Origin of the sequence: Leptospira meyeri, assembly GCF_004368965.1 — a bacterium.
Classification (GTDB): domain Bacteria; phylum Spirochaetota; class Leptospiria; order Leptospirales; family Leptospiraceae; genus Leptospira_A; species Leptospira_A meyeri.
This window is the reverse complement of record NZ_SORO01000001.1, coordinates 966,832-983,807: the sequence shown is the minus strand read 5'-3', so window position 1 is coordinate 983,807 and position 16,976 is coordinate 966,832. Positions and strand designations below refer to the sequence as shown.

The window sequence follows — 16,976 nt, the reverse complement described above, 5'->3', positions numbered from 1 at the left end:
AATGTTTTTGTTAGATATCCAAATCCTTTAGCAATAACTCTATTCGTTTTCGGTTCACACCTAAATCTGATTTCCCTAATCTGGATGCTGACCGAAAGTGAAGGAGTTTATTTTTATCGTCAAAATAGAATTCCACATCGTCCACATATCGCATGATAAGAGATGTAAATTCAGTATAAATGTAATTTGAATTTTCTTGGATGATTTTGGTCCTTGGAGATTGTTCGATACGATCTTTTAGAATTTTATAAGCTTCTACTAAAGGTTTTTTGTAAGTGATTGGGCTTCTATAGTGTACTGTGTCCGTAGGATCGGCAAAACTAGTGATACAATTGGGTGTCGCTGGACAATTGGTTAGTTTGTCAGTTTTGATTCCCAAATGATTCGGTCTTGTTCCTGTGCATCCAACAAAAAGAAAAAAAAGGGGGTAGAGGATGAATCTGGTAATTTGTTTCATTTGCTTCGGTTCCTACAGCGAGTTTCTTTGTATTGGACTGTTCTTTTCTCTAGCTGGGTAAAAAAGCAAGTGGGTGCAAAAGGTAAGTTAGTTACTTTTTCCAATCACTCACAAAAGAACGCCGATTTCAGTCGAAAGTCAGTTTCGAAATTTAGCCAATTAACTATTGGGATCCCCATGTCCCAGGGAATTCTAGCAAAATACCGCCCATTCCTGTTGGCCAAGTTTTGGCTCTCATCTGCACGGTTAGATCCAGAATACCTCTTGCATTGTATTTTGGCTTCGGTTTCTCGCTTGAACTTTCTTTTTACTGCTTCTTACTTGTTAGTATTCCGCCTAAAATCTGACTTTGTTGTCGTTTGGCTCTTGGAAGGACCGAAACTAAATGAAATACATTCGCAAACTGTGGAAATCCGAAGGAATTGAGAAAAAAAGATGGACAAAGTATGGTAAAAGTATTTATATAGAACAATCGTTCGATATAAAAGGATCTCACTTTTATGCCTAAGATAGTCGATCACGATCTTTACCGAGTTGAACTTTTGACTAAGTGTATGCCCATTTTTGTCACAAAAGGGGTCTCCTCTGTTTCGATGCGTGAATTATCAAAGGAACTAGGAGTTTCCACTGGAACTCTTTACCATTACTTCCCAACGAAAGAGATTCTCTTTGAGTCCATGGTAAAACAACTCGTTGCGATAGATGAAAAAGAGATTACTGAACTTTCAGAAAGTCACACAGGTCTTGCCGACATTATGGCTTTTGTTGCTAAACGCGAAGTGCATTTTACTAACCTAATGTTACTCGCAGTAGATGTTAAGCGTCACTTAAGTGAATCGAGTGAACTTATGCAACTAGTGGAAGATTCATTTACTTCGTATCGAACGGCTTTGGATCGATTCTTTCCAACCGATGCACAAACAAATAGTGGAAAGGCATTTCTGTCGTTTTTTTTGGGAGCGTTATTTTTAAAAAATAACGCAACAGAAGAAACTAACTGGCCGGAACTTTTTGAAGGTTTGGGGAACCTCATGGTATTGTTTCAAAGCAAAGAATAAGGAGATAGATTTATGACACTCACTAAAAGACTTAGTTTTTTACTTTGTTATATTTTGCCAATTTTAGTTGTTCTTGCAGAAGAAGTGGGTGGTGTTTCTTATTTGATCGTTCCAGTCACTGTATTTGTCATTTTACCATTGTTAGATTTTATTTGGGGAAAAGATCTTTCTAATCCTGAAGAAACAAATTTTCTTAAATTACAAAATGATTCTTATTTTCGATATTTAACTCAAAGTTGGGCTTACGTTCAACTAGCTTTTGTGGTTTGGTCGGTATATAGAATCGCAGTGTATCCACATACTGCAGTTGAGTTTTTTTTATTTGCAATTTCAGTTGGGATTGTGACGGGAGGAATTGGAATCACCGTTGGGCATGAACTAGGTCATAAAAATACTCGTTATGAACAATTTCTGGCAAAGGTGATTTATATGACTGTTTGTTATATGCACTTTTATATTGAACACAACCGCGGCCACCATACGAATGTTTCGACTCCAAATGATCCAGCATCCTCAAAAAAGAATCAATCTTTCTATCGGTTTTATCCTCAGACGGTAATAGGTGCTTATCAATCAGCTTGGGAATTAGAATCAAAACGTTTAAAAAAGTTGGGTCTTGTCTCCTTTCATTATCGAAATGAGATGATTTGGTATTTTGTGATTACAGTTCTATTTCTCACTTCGATGATCGGATTTGGTTCTTTATATTCTCTTAACGTAATTCGTTGGGATATTCTTGGATTTTTACTACTACAATCATTGATTGCATTTTCACTTTTGGAACTAACTAATTACATTGAACATTATGGTTTAAATCGAAAAGAATTAGGTCCTGGTAAATTTGAAAAAGTGCTGCCAATTCATTCATGGAATCAAAATTATTTTGTCTCCAATGCATTTTTATTTCATTTACAAAGACATTCGGACCATCATGCAAATGCTGGTAGAAGATACCAAGTCCTTCGCCATTTTGAAGAGGCTCCTCAATTGCCATTTGGGTATGAGTTAATGATTCTTGTTGCTTTGATTCCTCCACTTTGGTTTCAAATGATGAATCCTATTTTGGAATCTTGGGAATTAAAGAATCGATTGAAACATTAAAAATTGGTTGGCTTTTGACTTTTCGTGGAAAATGGACCCGCAAAGGAAAACTTTGCAGGCCCGTTTTGGTTTCATTCAGTTTCCAATAAAATTGACCTTTTTGATTTTAAAATCAAAAATAACAAGTACAACAAAGTAGCAACTCCTATGTAAAAGAATCCAGATGCAATGTATCCGGAAAGGGGAGGGTATAAAATGCTAAATCCAAAATCCGGGTTTTCTGATTCACTGAGAAGATTTGCTAATTTTGGTTCGTTGTTATTCATTTCATCTTCTGATGGATAAGAATAGGGATCAAATTCCGCCGGCCATTGGTAAGGGTTTCCATAGTAGAGTGAATAACCTTCTTTTGTCCCTTCTTGGTTGGCAAAAAAATAAATTTCTTCTAATGGCTGTACAGTAACCGCATTTGTTAGGTGGAGAGTTTCATTTTCTCCATCATAAACTTCAATTTCGAATTCAGAATTAATGGTTCTGGATAGTGGAATTTCAGTAAAAACTCCTTCTTCTTTGTTATGGCTCACTGTTCCTTCAAATACAGTATCCCATTCTTTTTTGTTTATTTTGCCGCGAACTGTGATTCTGCGTTCCCAATTGGTTTCTTCAAATTCTAATTTTAAAATTTGGAATGCAGATTGAGATTCGTTTGGAAATAAAAACTTACAATGATTTTCTGCGAGCACCGGGCTTGTGACCGAGTGTGATTTTTCCCAGTATAAGTTTTTGTTTTGTTTTGCCCGGGTTGCATTTGGAAATTTTAAATCGGAACCTGGTTCCGCTTCGAGTCTTAAAAAACGATGTTTTGTTCCACTTAAATCAATTTCACCTGAAGACTTGTTTCCATATTTATAAAGAAAAACAGTTTTTGAGTCCAAAAATTGGTCGGGATTATCACCTAACTTTAAAGTAATGGAGGTTTCGTAATCATATGCACTGGAAACTGATAGTTTTGTGTAATTCATTCCCTCTGGTAGTTTTGGAAGTTCCAATACATAGATTTCCATTTCATCTTTTTTGGAAAATAGGAGTTCAGGTTTTACTTTTTCCGTGTTTTTTGCGATTTCTTCAGCATTTTGGATACGGTATGGAATAATATCTCCGTTGTAAGTGATTCTTAAATCTCCGTAAAAAGAATGTTTGTAAATATCTTCATCTAACATTAGTTTTACAATGCCGTTTGGGGAAAGGTTACCCGAAATTTTTACATCTTTTTTATATTTGAAGTTTTGTACGGCAAGAGGCCTACTCATAACCTGTGTTGTAGTTGAAATAACGAATAGAATGGAAATTAAGTATTGAAGTTTCATTTTGTTTCCTTTTTGAAGTGATTGTATAAAGTTCCTGTTGCAATTAGAGTTAAACCTAAGAATAATCCTGCAAGAATGCGGTAACCTAAGCTTAAATTCCAAAAATCATATAAATAAAATTTTATGATGACTAATGATAAAGAGCCAAATCCAACATATTTGAGAGATTGGATTTTTTTTAGGAATCCTGATGATAAAGCAATCAACCCATACACGATCAAACTGAGTGTGTAGAGGAATAATTTTTTCTCTTCTGGAAATCCAAGATATATTTCAACAAATGTGCCAAGTAACCAATAAGGATAGGCGGCGTATAATAAGAGTTTGGAAAAGTCGGAGAACTTTCTGCTATAGAGATAAGAAAGAACTAAATAAACTGAACCTGTCGCAAATACTAAAAATCGGCCATTTAAGAAGGGGATTTCGTTTTGTGAACGATAGGTGAAAGCAAAAATATAGAACAAAGCAAAAAACCAAACTGGAAAGGCAGCCCAATACATATAAAGTTGTTTTGAATAGGTTGATGCAATTGTCACAAGAAAAGCAAAACTGATGAGACTAAATGCTAAAAGTTTTCCTGAGGTTCCTATTACGATTAGGCTTACAATGAATGGAAGACCAAATAATCCAATGACATCATACAATTTTTTCTTATCTAAACTTAAAACGGTTTTTCTGATGGATCGCTCATAGAGCCCGTAAAATAGAATGAGTAATAACGTGAGCAAAAATGGTTTTGCCGTTGGATAAAAAACGGAAAATACCCAAAAAGACTGAACAAATCCAAGTCCCAACGTTAATCCAATTGCTGTGATTGTGAGAATGGGTTCCTTTGATTTGGTTGTTTCTAAAGTCTGAAATTCTCGTAAAAGAAATAAAAGGAAAACACCCAGCTGGAAAACAATCGGAAAAAACGGCTTAGCATCTACTAGATTTTCATTTGCCCAGCCAACAAAGATTAGGTGATTTGCGCCAAGTAGAAGAAGTGGAATTACTTTCCAATTTGTATCTTTTCTTACCCAAAAGAATAAAACATTCCAGAGGAGTAAATAAGTGAATAAAAACGGATAGGAGTTTTGTCCTGTGGACAATAGTAAGGGTACTAAAAATGCACCAAAAGAAGCAAATCCAAATAACACTTCACTTTTTTGTGAATGAGCGACTGCTACTGTTGTTAAGCTGAGGATTAATAAACCAACAAAACAAGTTTCGGTAGAATACAAATCATACCACAAATAACCAGAATAGTATGCAGAAAACAAAACCGCAATTCCAAGACCCATAAGGCTAGGGGAAAGATAGGGCCTTGAATTTCGAACTTTGAATCCGTAAATTAATACTGGGATGGCCAAAAATAGTCCAATCCAAATTCGCACCGATTCATTGATCCAATACTCTTCAATAGCTAAATAGAAAAACCAGATGGATGCAAGAAGTAAAGAAAACACCCCTAGTTTTACGAATAAGTTTTCTCCAATCCATTGGATGAACCAATTTGGACCTTCGTTTAATGGAACATCCGTTTGGTGGACTAGAGTCGGAACTGGTTCCTGGGTAGTCCGGAGAGATTCTTTAACAGTTTGGGTTTGAGAGAGGGAAATAACTCTTTCTTTTAAAGAAGAAAGTTCCCTCTCCATCGATTGAATCCTAGTCAGGATCTCTTTGGTTTCTTTTTCTTCCACGGTGGAAATGGTTCATATACGTATAAAGAGGGGAACTACTTTTTATTCCGGATCATTCCACATTCCGTTTTCGCGAATGAGGTCAATGAGTAGGTCTGCAGCTTCTGTTTCGGAGACTCCTTTTTTTACAATTTCTTTCCCTTTGTAGAGATGAACCTTACCGATTCCAGCACCAACATATCCAAAGTCAGCATCGGCCATCTCTCCTGGACCGTTGACAATGCAACCCATCACAGCAATTTTTACACCTTTCAAATGTCCTGTTTTTTGTTTGATCATTGCCGTTGTGGACTGTAAATCGAACATCGTTCGCCCGCAAGAAGGGCAAGAAATGTATTCCGTTTTGGTGAGTCGAAGTCTCGTCGCTTGTAAAATATCAAAACTCAAATGAAGAGATTCTTCTGGTTCTCCATCGCCGTAAGACAAACGAACGACGTCACCAATTCCATCCAACAAACTTCCACCGACATGAATAGAAGATTCATATAAAAGTTCATCCTTGTCTTCAGAGTGATGAACAAGAACGATGGGGTAGTCGGATTCCCTTAATTGGTAAGACAATTTTCTGACCGTTATGAGGTCTCCATTTTTTACAGAAAAGAGAAGATTTTCAATCTTTCGTTTTTTAGATTCCTTTACAATTTTTTCTGTTAAATGAATGTTTTGTGATTCAATGTTCCACTCAACACTTCGTTTATCTTTCGCAAAACGAGTGACAAAATCCAAAAGATCTTCCCATGACTCTTCTGATTCTTGAAAGAACAAACTAGGATTGATGACCCACTTTTGAAATCGATAGATATCTTCCGCTAAACTATCATATTGATAAGTTAATTCTTTGGAGAGTTCCACTGAAACTGGGAGTGGAAAAGAACCTCGTTTAACGCTAGTTCCAAGAGAGATTAGGTCCATTTCTGAATTGATTTTAAAATGAATGAGTTCAGGGATTCGACCGGATTTAGAGCCTCTTTGGATTAGATGGAGAACTTCTTCTGCTGATTCCGATCCAAAAAATGGAAAACATGTTTCAATACGAACAGGTGAGTTGTCTCCAATTTTGGTTTCCCCAAATGTCAATTCTTTGGAATAGAATCTTGAATATTGGAATGGATCACGAAATTCGGAATAAATTTTTTCGTTTCCTTTGAATTGTGATTCTGATTTTGAATCGGAGAATCCTGAACGATTCTTAGATTGATAGAAAAATTCGTTATATTTTCTTACCAATTCTTTCGCCACAGGGATTTCATGGATGGCATCTTCTGTAAGTGATACACGAATGGTATCACCAAGTCCATCTTCCAATAAACTTCCTATTCCGATCGAAGATTTGATCCTTCCATCCTTTCCATCACCCGCTTCCGTCACACCCAGATGAAGAGGGTAGTCCATTCCTAAATCGTAAAATCGAGAAACCAACATACGATAAGCTTGGATCATCACTTGCGGATTTGAAGCTTTCATGGAAACTACGATGTCTCGATAAGAGTTTCTTTCTGCTATTCGGATAAATTCCAATGCAGATTCTACCATTCCGAGTGGAGTATCTCCAAACCGGTTCATAATGCGATCAGAAAGACTCCCGTGGTTAGTTCCTATTCGCATAGCCACACCCAGCTCTTTGGCGCGAAGGACTAAAGGTGTAAACACCTCTTCAATTCTTTCTAACTCTTCGTTGTAATCTTTATCCGTATATTCGATGATTTCAAATTTTTTTTTGTCAGCAAAATTGCCTGGATTGATTCTTACTTTTTCAACCCATTCTACACATTTTAATGCAACTTGGGGCGTAAAATGAATGTCTGCCACCAAAGGAACTTTTAGTCCTAGTTCTTTCATTCTCTTGCGTATATTTGGTAAATTGTCTGCGTCTGCTTGGCTAGGTACTGTTAGGCGAACAATTTCTGATCCAGCTTTTTCCAAATCAGAAATTTGTTTGATACTTGCTTCCGTATCTCTTGTGTTAGATGTAATCATGGATTGGATGCGGATTGGGTTTTTCCCACCAATTCCTACACCACCCACCATTACTTCCCGGGTGGGACGTCGTTTATAAAAAAATGGCGATTCGTTATATTTGGTGCTCATTTGAATCTTATGTTCTCATTATCTAGAAAATTAAATTCGAAATTTTGGGCAAGCAGTATGAAAAAAATCTGTGGGTTTCAATTTCCAACCTCCCTGGACCGAAAATCTATTTAGGAAGAATGCCGGGCTTTTTGATACGATGAATACGGAAGTAAAACAAGGTTTACAGCGAAAATACCGGGTGCAGGTCACTGTGGCGATCTACCGCGAGGGAAGTTTGTCCTACAAAAGTGAAATCCTGTCACCAGCTTATTATGATAAACGCCAAGAAGCTAGAGACCATATCCGTCAGGAAATACGAGAAAGATTAGCACATTCCAAATTCTTCCGATCCACTCGTTTGGACTATGATCTTGTTAGATATACAGAAGAAGGAAGTTGTAATACCTTCCTCCGTTATAGCATTCAAGATTCAGAAATTTGAATCCTCAGAAAAAATTATTCGATTGGTATCAAATCCACAAAAGGGACTTGCCCTTTCGAAAGAAAAAACAAGCATACCCTATCTGGATTTCCGAAGTAATGCTTCAGCAAACTCGCGTTAATGCGATGTTACCTTTGTACGAATCTTTTATCAAACGATTCCCAAATCCAGAATCATTGGCTTCAGCAGAGGAAGAGGAAGTTTTGGCTTTTTGGAAAGGACTTGGATACTATAGTCGGGCCAGGAATTTGAGAAAAGCAGCAATCTTTCTTGTCCAAAATTATAACGGGTCTTTTCCAAAAGATCTGAATTCTGTTTTAAAACTCCCTGGAATTGGAAATTATACAGCAAGGGCCATTCTTTCTATTGCCTATGATTTACCCTTAGCAGTGTTAGATGGAAATGTAAAACGGGTTTTGTCTCGCTATTATGGTTACTCAGAAAATATTTTAGGACCCAAAGCTGATCGTGAATTACAAGAGAAAGCGGATCTCTTTTTAAATTTAGACCATCCTGGTGATCATAACCAAGCATTGATGGAATTAGGAGCCACCTTATGTTTGCCAGAATCACCGAAATGTTTATTATGCCCACTAAAGGAATTTTGTTTTGCAAGAATCCAACAAAAAACGGACGAAATCCCGCTCAGAAAAAAAGAGAAAAAACAAATCCAACTTTTTTCAGAAATTATAGTTCTGTTGAACCAAAAGCAGATTTTATTAGTTCGTGAACCCAAAATGCGGTTTTTGAAAGATATGTTCCATCTTCCCTATGGAATGGTCGGAGATATCCCGGAAGAAACATATGCCCCAACTGCTTTTTTTCTTGCTCTGAAAGAAATCATAAAAGACCCGAGGCCGATCGGTAAATTCAAACACACAATCACCCACCATAAGTTGGATTTTTCCGTTTTGGCCTATCATTGGGAATTGAGGGGAGAAATCGAAAAATTGGCAAAGAAATTCGGTGTCGAAAGTAAGTGGGTTACTTTTTCGAGTCTGGATGCTGAATTTCCATCGTCTCTCGCCTCGAAAGTAAAAAAGTTTTTGCTTTACTTAGATTCATAATTCGATACGATTCACGGGCTATGCTCGAGATCATTGTTTGGATCGAACATGTAATCGCGAATATCCCTTTGCCAATCCTTGAGGTTTGGGGGCGGTTTTCTTTTTTATTAGGTTCTATTATTTCTATATTTGCTTTTGCTGGTTTTACCTTTCGGAATGGAAAAACCTTTCGGATTTCTCGAGAAGTTTGGAATTGGAATTTAACCAGTTTCTATTGGTTTGTCATTACCTTTGTATCTATCTTCCTGACTGGTTATTTGGGAAGTTCCATCGTTTTAATCCCTGGAGCCCAAACACTGGAAAGTCTCAAGGATCTTTCCGTATTCCTTTGTTTGAACTTTTTTGGATATCCTGCCCTTCTTGCAGTTCCATTTGCTTATGGACTCTCTGACTTAATTGAAGGTGTCCCACCAGAATTTTTATGGGACTGGTTGCCGGGATATTTTATCAACCCAACTATCTTTTGGTTGTCCTATCAAATGATTGGAAAGTCACCTAATTTTCGTAAGGTGAGAGTCTGGGTTTATTATTTTTTATTTGTTCTACTTTTTTTATCCCTCGAACCATTCTTGTGGGGGTATTTATGTTCGGAACAATTTGGCTCTGAAATTTCCTACCACACAGTTAGTTCTGCACTTTTATTTACCACGGGGATCACTTGGATTTTGGCTCCTTTGGTTATGTTAGTTACATTTCCGATAGTCAGAAGATTGGGCTTTTTTTGGGCAGAAGTTCCGGGGCAAGTCAAAGAAGTCACTTTGTCCGATCCACCTTGGATTTGGACTTCTGGACCAAACGGACAAAAAATTTCCGACAAAGAATCAGATTTAAAAACAGGAATTTCATTACAATTATTCATCGTGACACCTTTTGTTTGTTTGGTGCTTATTCTTGTTGGAATAACTTCTTACGTTACCTTAAAAAATGCAGAACAAGCTGCATTCCAAATGGTTGAGGTTCTTCACCGGCAGTGGTCAAAAAATATCAATTTAAGTTTGGATCGTTATTTCTCTGAGATTCCCAACACACCTGGAAAACAATACGAACAAAGTAAACTTGTGGAAGTTCTGGATGATTCGAAGGTGAATGCGCAAGGTAAGGTGTTTTTACTAGATGCACATTTGAATCCTTTGGCTTCACTTTCTTCGGAAACAAATAAATCCAGGGTATTGGAAGTTGTAAGAGTTGAACTTAAGAAATTAGAAAACGAAATCAGTGCTTCTGAAAAACGTTTCAGTTTTGCCATTGTGACAAAAAAGCCGCTTTCTCGTGAAAACTGGAATGCGATGGTTACGATTTATTCACACCCAAAGCTCAAAGAAAAAACATATCTTATCACTTTATTTCCATATTCATTTTATTTAAGCGGAGTGTTTACTGGAAATAGTAAATCGGCGATGGTATTTGCCTGGGCAATTTTACTAAGTTTAATTTTGGCGGCAGTCATTTCCGAATTTGTAACAAGACCTGTTCTTTCCTTTGCCAATGCATCAAAATCGTTAGCAAAGGGAGATTGGAATTATCCAGTGGGTGAAAGTATGATTGCCGAGCTAAAAGATCTTTCTGAGGCTTTTCGGTTTATGTCTTCGGAGCTTAGACAAAGTTTTGAACGAGTGGAGGAAAGCCAACGATTGGTCATGGAAACCAATTCCAATTTGGAAGAAAAAATTGTCCAAAGAACGGAGGCTCTGATCGAAAGCAACCGCAGCTTACTCGAGATGATCGAAACAAAAGAAAAAATCTTAATCGATTTACATAAAACACAAACGCAACTTTTACAGAGTGAAAAATTGGCAGCTCTTGGGCAATTTGCTGCAGGGATCACTCATGAACTAAACACTCCTCTCGGTGCGATCACCTCCAGTGTTCATTCTATGTCAGAAATTTTAAAAAATGATATAGCAAGTCTTCCTGATTTTTTAGAGTCCTTGGATGTCACCGAAAAAGAAGACTTCCGTTTTTTTTTGAATTTAGGTGTTTCTTTTGGGGCTCGCCATGCCGGGTTACTCAATCGTACAGAAAAAAAGGAAAGAATCGGAATATTAAATTCTCATCAAATAGAAAATCCAGAAGAAGTCATGGAAGATCTGACTTCACTTGGAATTCTTCAGCTGGACGAACCAATCTTAAAAGTTTTAAAAAGACCTAAGTCAGGGATCATTTTGCAAAATGTTTTGATTTTGGGGAGTTTGTATCGTTTGGCTTACGTAATTCAAACAGCAACTGAGAAAGCCTCCCATGTAGTCAATGCCCTCAAACATTATCTTTATACAGATCGATTAGAAACAGAAACGAATTTTCATAATGTTCATATCCCAACTGAATTAGATTCTATACTTACTTTATACCAAACAAAGATTAAAAATGATGTAGAAGTTACAAAATTATATAAAACAACTGATTATTGTTTGGCGGAAAGAGACAAACTGAATCAAGTGTGGATCAATATCATTAACAATGCTTTACAAGCAATGGAATATCGTGGAAAATTAACCATCTCTGTTTTTTCGAATGAGGATATGGTCATCACATCCATTCAAGATTCCGGCAAAGGCATTGCCCCGGAGATTCGTGATAAGATTTTTTTACCTTTTTTTACTACAAAAAAACATGGCGAAGGCATTGGGCTTGGGCTTGACATTTGTAAACAAATCGTAGAAAAAATGAAAGGTACAATTGAATTTTCGTCAGATGAGCAAGGGACTGAGTTTAGGGTGTACTTACCAAAGGTAATCGAAGGGGAAAGAGATTGAATATTACGCAGCTACAAACTGAAAAAAACGCAATCCTATGCGTAGATGATGAGCCGATCCTTCTCCTTTCCCTCGTACAAGAACTAAAACGGGAAATTGGTGGTGGTTTTACATACGAAACGGCACAAAACCCGGAAGAGGCCATGGAAGTGATCGATGACCTTTGTAGTTCTGGAGTAGAAGTCATTCTCATTCTCTCCGATTGGCTCATGCCAGGAATGCGAGGGGATGAATTTCTCATTCAGGTTCATCAAAAATACCCACATATCAAATCGATATTAATCTCAGGTCATGCCGACCGAGAAGCCATCAACCGAGTGAAAGAAGAAGCAAAAACGTATGCCATTTTTTCCAAACCTTGGAATACCAGGGAATTACTCGATGCAGTTCGTTTCTGTTGCAATTTGACCTAAGTCCATTTTTCTGGACGTAAGGTGCGTACCATCTACATCCGCAAACTCCGATTTGAAGAAGCTCGTATCAAACTAGAACGGGAACTCCATGATGCCTTTATGGATGGGGAGACCTATGTCGAAATTTTGCACGGGATCGGGGAAGGAATTCTTCGGCGAATGGCGATTGACTACGTAGAGTCTTGCGGTTTTCTGAAACTAGTGGAGACCGATCCGATGTTTCGGTCAAACCCGGGCGCGACGATTGTGGAAATTCTTGCCCCCTCCAAAGAATACATCAACCGATTGAAATCATGACCGAACCAAACTCTAGTATAGAAATCCTCGACGTCACATTACGAGATGGGGAACAAACAAACGGTGTCTCATTTTCTTGGCAACAGAAGCTAAATATCACAAAACACCTGTTAATGGATCTGAAGGCCAATCGAGTGGAAATTGCCAGTGCTCGTGTCTCACCAGGTGAATTCGAAGCAGTCAAAAAAATTGTGGAATGGGCAAAATCAGAAGGTTTGCACGATCGAATCGAGATATTAGGATTCGTTGATTTTGATAAAACTGTCGAATGGATGAAGGGAACAGGGGTTCGGGTTTTGAATCTTCTCACAAAGGGTTCGCTTAATCACCTAACGAATCAACTTCGAAGGACCCCGTCAGAACATTTTTTTGACATCCAGAAAACAGTCGAATTCGCCGCTGCTTCCGGTATCGCTGTAAACGTTTATTTGGAAGACTGGTCAAATGGATACATCCATTCTCGAGATTACGTATTAGAATATTTACGTGTTGTATCAAAGTTCCCTGTTAGAAAATTTTATTTGGCAGATACTCTTGGAGTTCTGTCTCCTTTGGAAGTTCGAACAGCCATTACCGATCTCGTAAAAGAGTTCCCGGATTTGTGGTTTGAATTCCATGGACATAATGATTATGATTTAGCAGTTGCGAACTGTTTAGAAGCTGTGAGTGCCGGAGTTCGTGGGCTCCATGTGGCAGTCAATGGTCTCGGAGAACGTGCTGGTAATTCTCCTTTAGAGGCTGTCGTCACTGCTATCCATGATAAAACAAAATTTAAAACTTCTATTGTGGAAAAAGAAATCACCAACGCCTCAAGGCTTGTGGCAGTTTTTTCAGGGAAACGTATTTCTGATAACCGACCCATCGTTGGCGAGGATGTTTTCACTCAAACCGCAGGTGTTCATGCTGATGGTGATAAAAAAGGAAATTTGTATGCCAATCCCATTTTGCCGGAACGGTTTGGTAGATCTAGAGTTTACGCATTAGGAAAGTTAGCTGGTAAAGCAAGTATTACAGAAAATTTAAAACAGCTGGGTATGGTTCTTTCCCCTGAAATTGAAAAAAAAGTTTTGGAAAGGGTGATTGAACTGGGAGACCAAAATAAAACCGTCACCAAGGAAGACCTTCCCTATATCATCTCCGATATTACAGGTGAAAATCTAGAAGCAAGTTTTCGTATTGAGACTTGTACAGTGACTAGTGGGATCGGGGTCAAACCAAAGGCCGAAGTGAAGGTGAATTTCCAAGGAAAACTTTATGAAGCAAAGGGAGAAGGGGACGGCGGGTATGATGCGTTTATGAATGCCCTTGGTAAAATTTTAAAAGAATTAAAAATCCAAATCCCAAAACTCTATGACTACGAAGTAAGGATTCCTCCTGGAGGAAATACCAACGCTCTAGTCGAAACTGTCATTACCTGGAAAGTTGAAGGTGCAACTCATCCCATTCGCACCATTGGCATTGACTCTGACCAACAAGTGGCAGCTGTTAAGGCCACGGAACGATTGTTACATATTTTACTTGGGAACGTATGATTCATTTTCTCATTGTGGGCCTCGGGAATCCCGGGGATAAATATAAAAATACACGCCATAACATTGGTTTTATGATTTTGGATGCACTTGCTAGTAGCTTTGGTGTTTCCTTTAAAGATTCCAAAAAGTATATGGAGACAACACATAGCTTAGAAGGGGACAAAGTCCATCTTTTGAAACCTTTAGAGTTTATGAATCTTTCAGGAAAAGCCACGCAAACTCTCGCCAATTTGTATAAAATACCTCCTTCCAGGATTTTAGTGATTCAGGATGAAGTTGATTTACCTTTTGGTAAGATAAAAAATAAAATTGGTGGCGGAACTGCTGGTCACAACGGACTAAAAGATATCGTGGCAAAACTTGGTTCACAAGATTTTCACAGGTTACGGTTTGGAGTCGGCAAACCAGAAAAAGGTGGCATGGAAGTGGCTGATTTTGTTTTGCAAAATTTTAATTCGGAAGAAAAAAACAGTTTGGATGCTCTTATCAAAGAATCTGTTACTAAAATTGAAGATTGGCTCCGAACCAATCGCAATTTAATCCGAAAAGAGAATGGAGATTAGAGTGGATCACACTCCAGACAAAAAATGGTAAATATACCATAGATCACATATATATGACAAAAGAAAAAGAAACTTCCATCAACCTTCGTGGTCTTATTTTTCAAACCATCCTTTCAATTGTGATTGTTTTAGCGATTGTATTTGGACTTGCTTTTTTCTTTCGAAAGGAACTACTCGGATTTAGCGAACACTTTGTTCGTATTTTTGGGTATTTAGGGCTTTTTGTAGGAATGATTCTTTCTGATAGTCTTCCAGCTTTTGTTCCTCCCGATGCCTTTCTAATGCTTGCCATCACAGGAGAAATGGATCCCTTAAAAACGATTCTCTCCATGTCCTTTGGGAGTATCCTCGGTGGATCCTTAGCATACTTGATCGGATTGTATCTCATCCCCAAGTTTCATTTGGGTAGACAAATGGTTTTACACTATGAGGATAAACTCCTTCCTTATCTGCGTAAATATGGGTTTGGTGCCGTGGTTTTAAGTGCCCTGACTCCTATTCCTTATTCTTGGATGGCTTATACGGTGGGAACATTTAAGATGCGTTATTCGCTATTTTTACTTGGATCTCTTTTTCGATTTGTTCGAGTGACAGTTTATTTTTATGCCATGTATCTTGGATGGATTACAGGAGGATAAATGTCAGACGACCGTTTGTTCCCTAAAACAGTTGATGAAGTCATTCTAGAAAAGACTCGATTTTTCTTTTTACCTGATAGGACCGCTGCATTTGTAAAAAATTTGGTTGAAGGAAAGGTTTCGGAAAGATCTCTCATTTGTTGTAATTCCGGCTGTGATGTTTGTAACGAAACCATATACAATTGTTATATGGCTGTAAAAAAAGAATTGGAAAAAAAGTAACTTGGATTCGCTTTTTTCACAACACAAACAAGTTCCTTTGGCCCATGCCTTGCGACCCAAATCTTGGTCAGAATTTGTTGGACAGGCGAAAGTCGTGCAATCACTCAGAGCCATTACCAAACCCACCTCCATTCTGTTTTACGGCCCACCCGGTACTGGTAAAACTACCTTGGCGCATCTTCTCACACAAGGTTGGAGTTTAGAAAAACGTTATTTAAGTTGTGTGACCAGTGGTGTGAAAGAAGTGCGAGAAGTTTTGGATGAAGCCAAACGTAGGGGAACCATTGTTTTGTTTTTAGATGAAATTCATCGTTTTTCGTCCTCCCAACAAGATGCACTTCTTTCCGCCGTAGAGGAAGGTGAGATTATATTAATTGCGGCAACTACAGAAAATCCTAGCTTTCGGGTCAATAAGGCTCTCCTTTCTCGGATGCTTGTCTACCGACTCACCACTTTATCCGAAGAAGAAGAAAATTCTATTTTTGAAACTTGCCTTACAAAACTAAACAATAAAGGAAATTTTTCAGAAGACCTAAAAAAAGAGCTTTTCCGTAGAAGTTCGGGAGATGCAAGAAAACTTCTCGGGTATCTGGAACGAATTTTAAGTTTTACAGAAGACACTGAACATATCGACGAATCTAAGTTAGCTGAGATTTTAGGTGAGAATGTAATCTTTTATGATAAAAACAGTGAGAGTCATTATGATATCATCTCTGCTTTTATCAAATCCCTTCGTGGGAGTGATCCCGATGCCGCACTCTTTTATTTGGCGCTGATGATCGAAGGGGGGGAAGACCCACTTTTTATCGCAAGAAGGCTTGTGATTTTTGCCAGTGAAGATGTGGGAAATGCTAGTGTCCATGCCCTTCCTCTTGCGATTGCCACCTGGCAGGCCGTGGAACGAGTGGGGATGCCGGAAGGTAGGATTCCTCTGGGCCAATGTGCCACTTTTCTTGCCTCAGCACCAAAATCTAACGCAAGTTATTTGGCAATAGATAAAGCCTTACAACTAGTTCGGGAAAGGAAGCGAGAGTTTCAAATTCCCAATCACTTACGAAATGCTCCCACAGCCACACATAAGAAGGAAGGGGCAGGAAAAGATTACCAATACCCCCATGATTTTCCAGGTCATTTCCTAAAAGAACGTTATTTCCCAACCGATTTTTATCCTAACATCCCTCAGTTTTATGAACCGACAAATCAGGGTATGGAAAAGAATTTAAAGGAACAGTTGCAGCGTCTCTGGGGGGACCGGTATTGAGAATTTATCTCAAATTGGATGTAAAAATTGCAAACGATCGAAATTAACACGAAAACAAAGGGGAAAATCATTCTCATCTTGACAATCGAACCTAGTCGTGAGACCATTTTCAT

General features: G+C 38.1%; 16 protein-coding genes. 12 read left to right on the top strand and 4 right to left on the bottom strand.

What is annotated here, in order from left to right; all coding sequences use genetic code 11:
- Nucleotides 1–10: 10 nt before the first annotated feature.
- Complete coding sequence (locus tag CLV96_RS04685) at nt 11–457, bottom strand: DUF1499 domain-containing protein (protein ID WP_004788674.1); 447 nt, start codon at nt 455–457, stop codon at nt 11–13.
- A 554-nt stretch (nt 458–1,011) separates the two neighbouring features.
- On the opposite strand from CLV96_RS04685, the gene CLV96_RS04680 reads away from it, so the two are divergent.
- Together CLV96_RS04680 and CLV96_RS04675 are read left to right on the top strand one after the other, a co-directional pair.
- The gene (locus CLV96_RS04680) at nt 1,012–1,515 is read left to right on the top strand and encodes a TetR/AcrR family transcriptional regulator (RefSeq protein WP_051012813.1); all 504 of its coding nucleotides are present in this window, start codon (nt 1,012–1,014) and stop codon (nt 1,513–1,515) included.
- A 12-nt stretch (nt 1,516–1,527) separates the two neighbouring features.
- The gene (locus CLV96_RS04675; protein WP_004788949.1) at nt 1,528–2,616 is read left to right on the top strand and encodes an alkane 1-monooxygenase; all 1,089 of its coding nucleotides are present in this window, start codon (nt 1,528–1,530) and stop codon (nt 2,614–2,616) included.
- Between the two features lie 71 nt (nt 2,617–2,687).
- Here the strand turns inward: CLV96_RS04675 and CLV96_RS04670 are convergent, their stop codons facing one another.
- From CLV96_RS04670 to ispG, 3 genes are read right to left on the bottom strand one after another with little or no spacing between them, the layout of a single operon-like run.
- Nucleotides 2,688–3,923, bottom strand: coding sequence for a hypothetical protein (locus CLV96_RS04670; RefSeq protein WP_004788879.1), 1,236 nt, complete (start codon nt 3,921–3,923; stop codon nt 2,688–2,690).
- Entirely contained in the window at nt 3,920–5,605 is a 1,686-nt protein-coding gene (locus CLV96_RS04665; RefSeq protein ID WP_004788651.1) for a DUF2339 domain-containing protein, read from the bottom strand. The genes CLV96_RS04670 and CLV96_RS04665 overlap by 4 nt, the downstream gene beginning before the upstream one ends.
- A 42-nt stretch (nt 5,606–5,647) precedes the next feature.
- Nucleotides 5,648–7,693, bottom strand: a complete 2,046-nt coding sequence (ispG, locus tag CLV96_RS04660; RefSeq protein WP_040917603.1) for a (E)-4-hydroxy-3-methylbut-2-enyl-diphosphate synthase — start codon at nt 7,691–7,693, stop codon at nt 5,648–5,650.
- Between the two features lie 139 nt (nt 7,694–7,832).
- Here ispG and CLV96_RS04655 point away from each other — a divergent pair, with 139 nt between their 5' ends.
- The 10 genes from CLV96_RS04655 to CLV96_RS04610 are packed head-to-tail and all read left to right on the top strand — an operon-like array spanning nt 7,833 to nt 16,863.
- Complete coding sequence (locus CLV96_RS04655; protein WP_004788885.1) at nt 7,833–8,117, top strand: hypothetical protein; 285 nt, start codon at nt 7,833–7,835, stop codon at nt 8,115–8,117.
- Entirely contained in the window at nt 8,114–9,184 is a 1,071-nt protein-coding gene (gene mutY / locus CLV96_RS04650) for an A/G-specific adenine glycosylase (protein ID WP_004788744.1), read from the top strand. The genes CLV96_RS04655 and mutY overlap by 4 nt, the downstream gene beginning before the upstream one ends.
- Before the next feature lie 20 nt (nt 9,185–9,204).
- Nucleotides 9,205–11,937 (top strand): ATP-binding protein, encoded by a 2,733-nt coding sequence (locus tag CLV96_RS04645; protein ID WP_004789152.1) that lies wholly within the window; start codon nt 9,205–9,207, stop codon nt 11,935–11,937.
- Entirely contained in the window at nt 11,934–12,350 is a 417-nt protein-coding gene (locus CLV96_RS04640) for a response regulator (RefSeq protein WP_004789009.1), read from the top strand. Before CLV96_RS04645 ends, CLV96_RS04640 begins: the two co-directional genes overlap by 4 nt.
- Nucleotides 12,351–12,371: 21 nt before the next feature.
- Nucleotides 12,372–12,647 (top strand): Smr/MutS family protein, encoded by a 276-nt coding sequence (locus CLV96_RS04635; protein WP_004788326.1) that lies wholly within the window; start codon nt 12,372–12,374, stop codon nt 12,645–12,647.
- Nucleotides 12,644–14,179: a (R)-citramalate synthase CimA gene (gene cimA, locus CLV96_RS04630; RefSeq protein WP_004788576.1), complete on the top strand. Its 1,536-nt coding sequence runs from the start codon at nt 12,644–12,646 to the stop codon at nt 14,177–14,179. Before CLV96_RS04635 ends, cimA begins: the two co-directional genes overlap by 4 nt.
- Nucleotides 14,176–14,742: an aminoacyl-tRNA hydrolase gene (pth, locus tag CLV96_RS04625; protein ID WP_004788653.1), complete on the top strand. Its 567-nt coding sequence runs from the start codon at nt 14,176–14,178 to the stop codon at nt 14,740–14,742. The genes cimA and pth overlap by 4 nt, the downstream gene beginning before the upstream one ends.
- A 53-nt stretch (nt 14,743–14,795) precedes the next feature.
- Nucleotides 14,796–15,380: a YqaA family protein gene (locus CLV96_RS04620; RefSeq protein ID WP_004788787.1), complete on the top strand. Its 585-nt coding sequence runs from the start codon at nt 14,796–14,798 to the stop codon at nt 15,378–15,380.
- Nucleotides 15,381–15,602: a hypothetical protein gene (locus CLV96_RS04615; RefSeq protein ID WP_004788876.1), complete on the top strand. Its 222-nt coding sequence runs from the start codon at nt 15,381–15,383 to the stop codon at nt 15,600–15,602. It abuts the gene before it with no gap.
- Nucleotide 15,603: 1 nt separating this feature from the next.
- Nucleotides 15,604–16,863: a replication-associated recombination protein A gene (locus CLV96_RS04610; protein WP_004788615.1), complete on the top strand. Its 1,260-nt coding sequence runs from the start codon at nt 15,604–15,606 to the stop codon at nt 16,861–16,863.
- Nucleotides 16,864–16,976 lie beyond the last annotated feature (113 nt).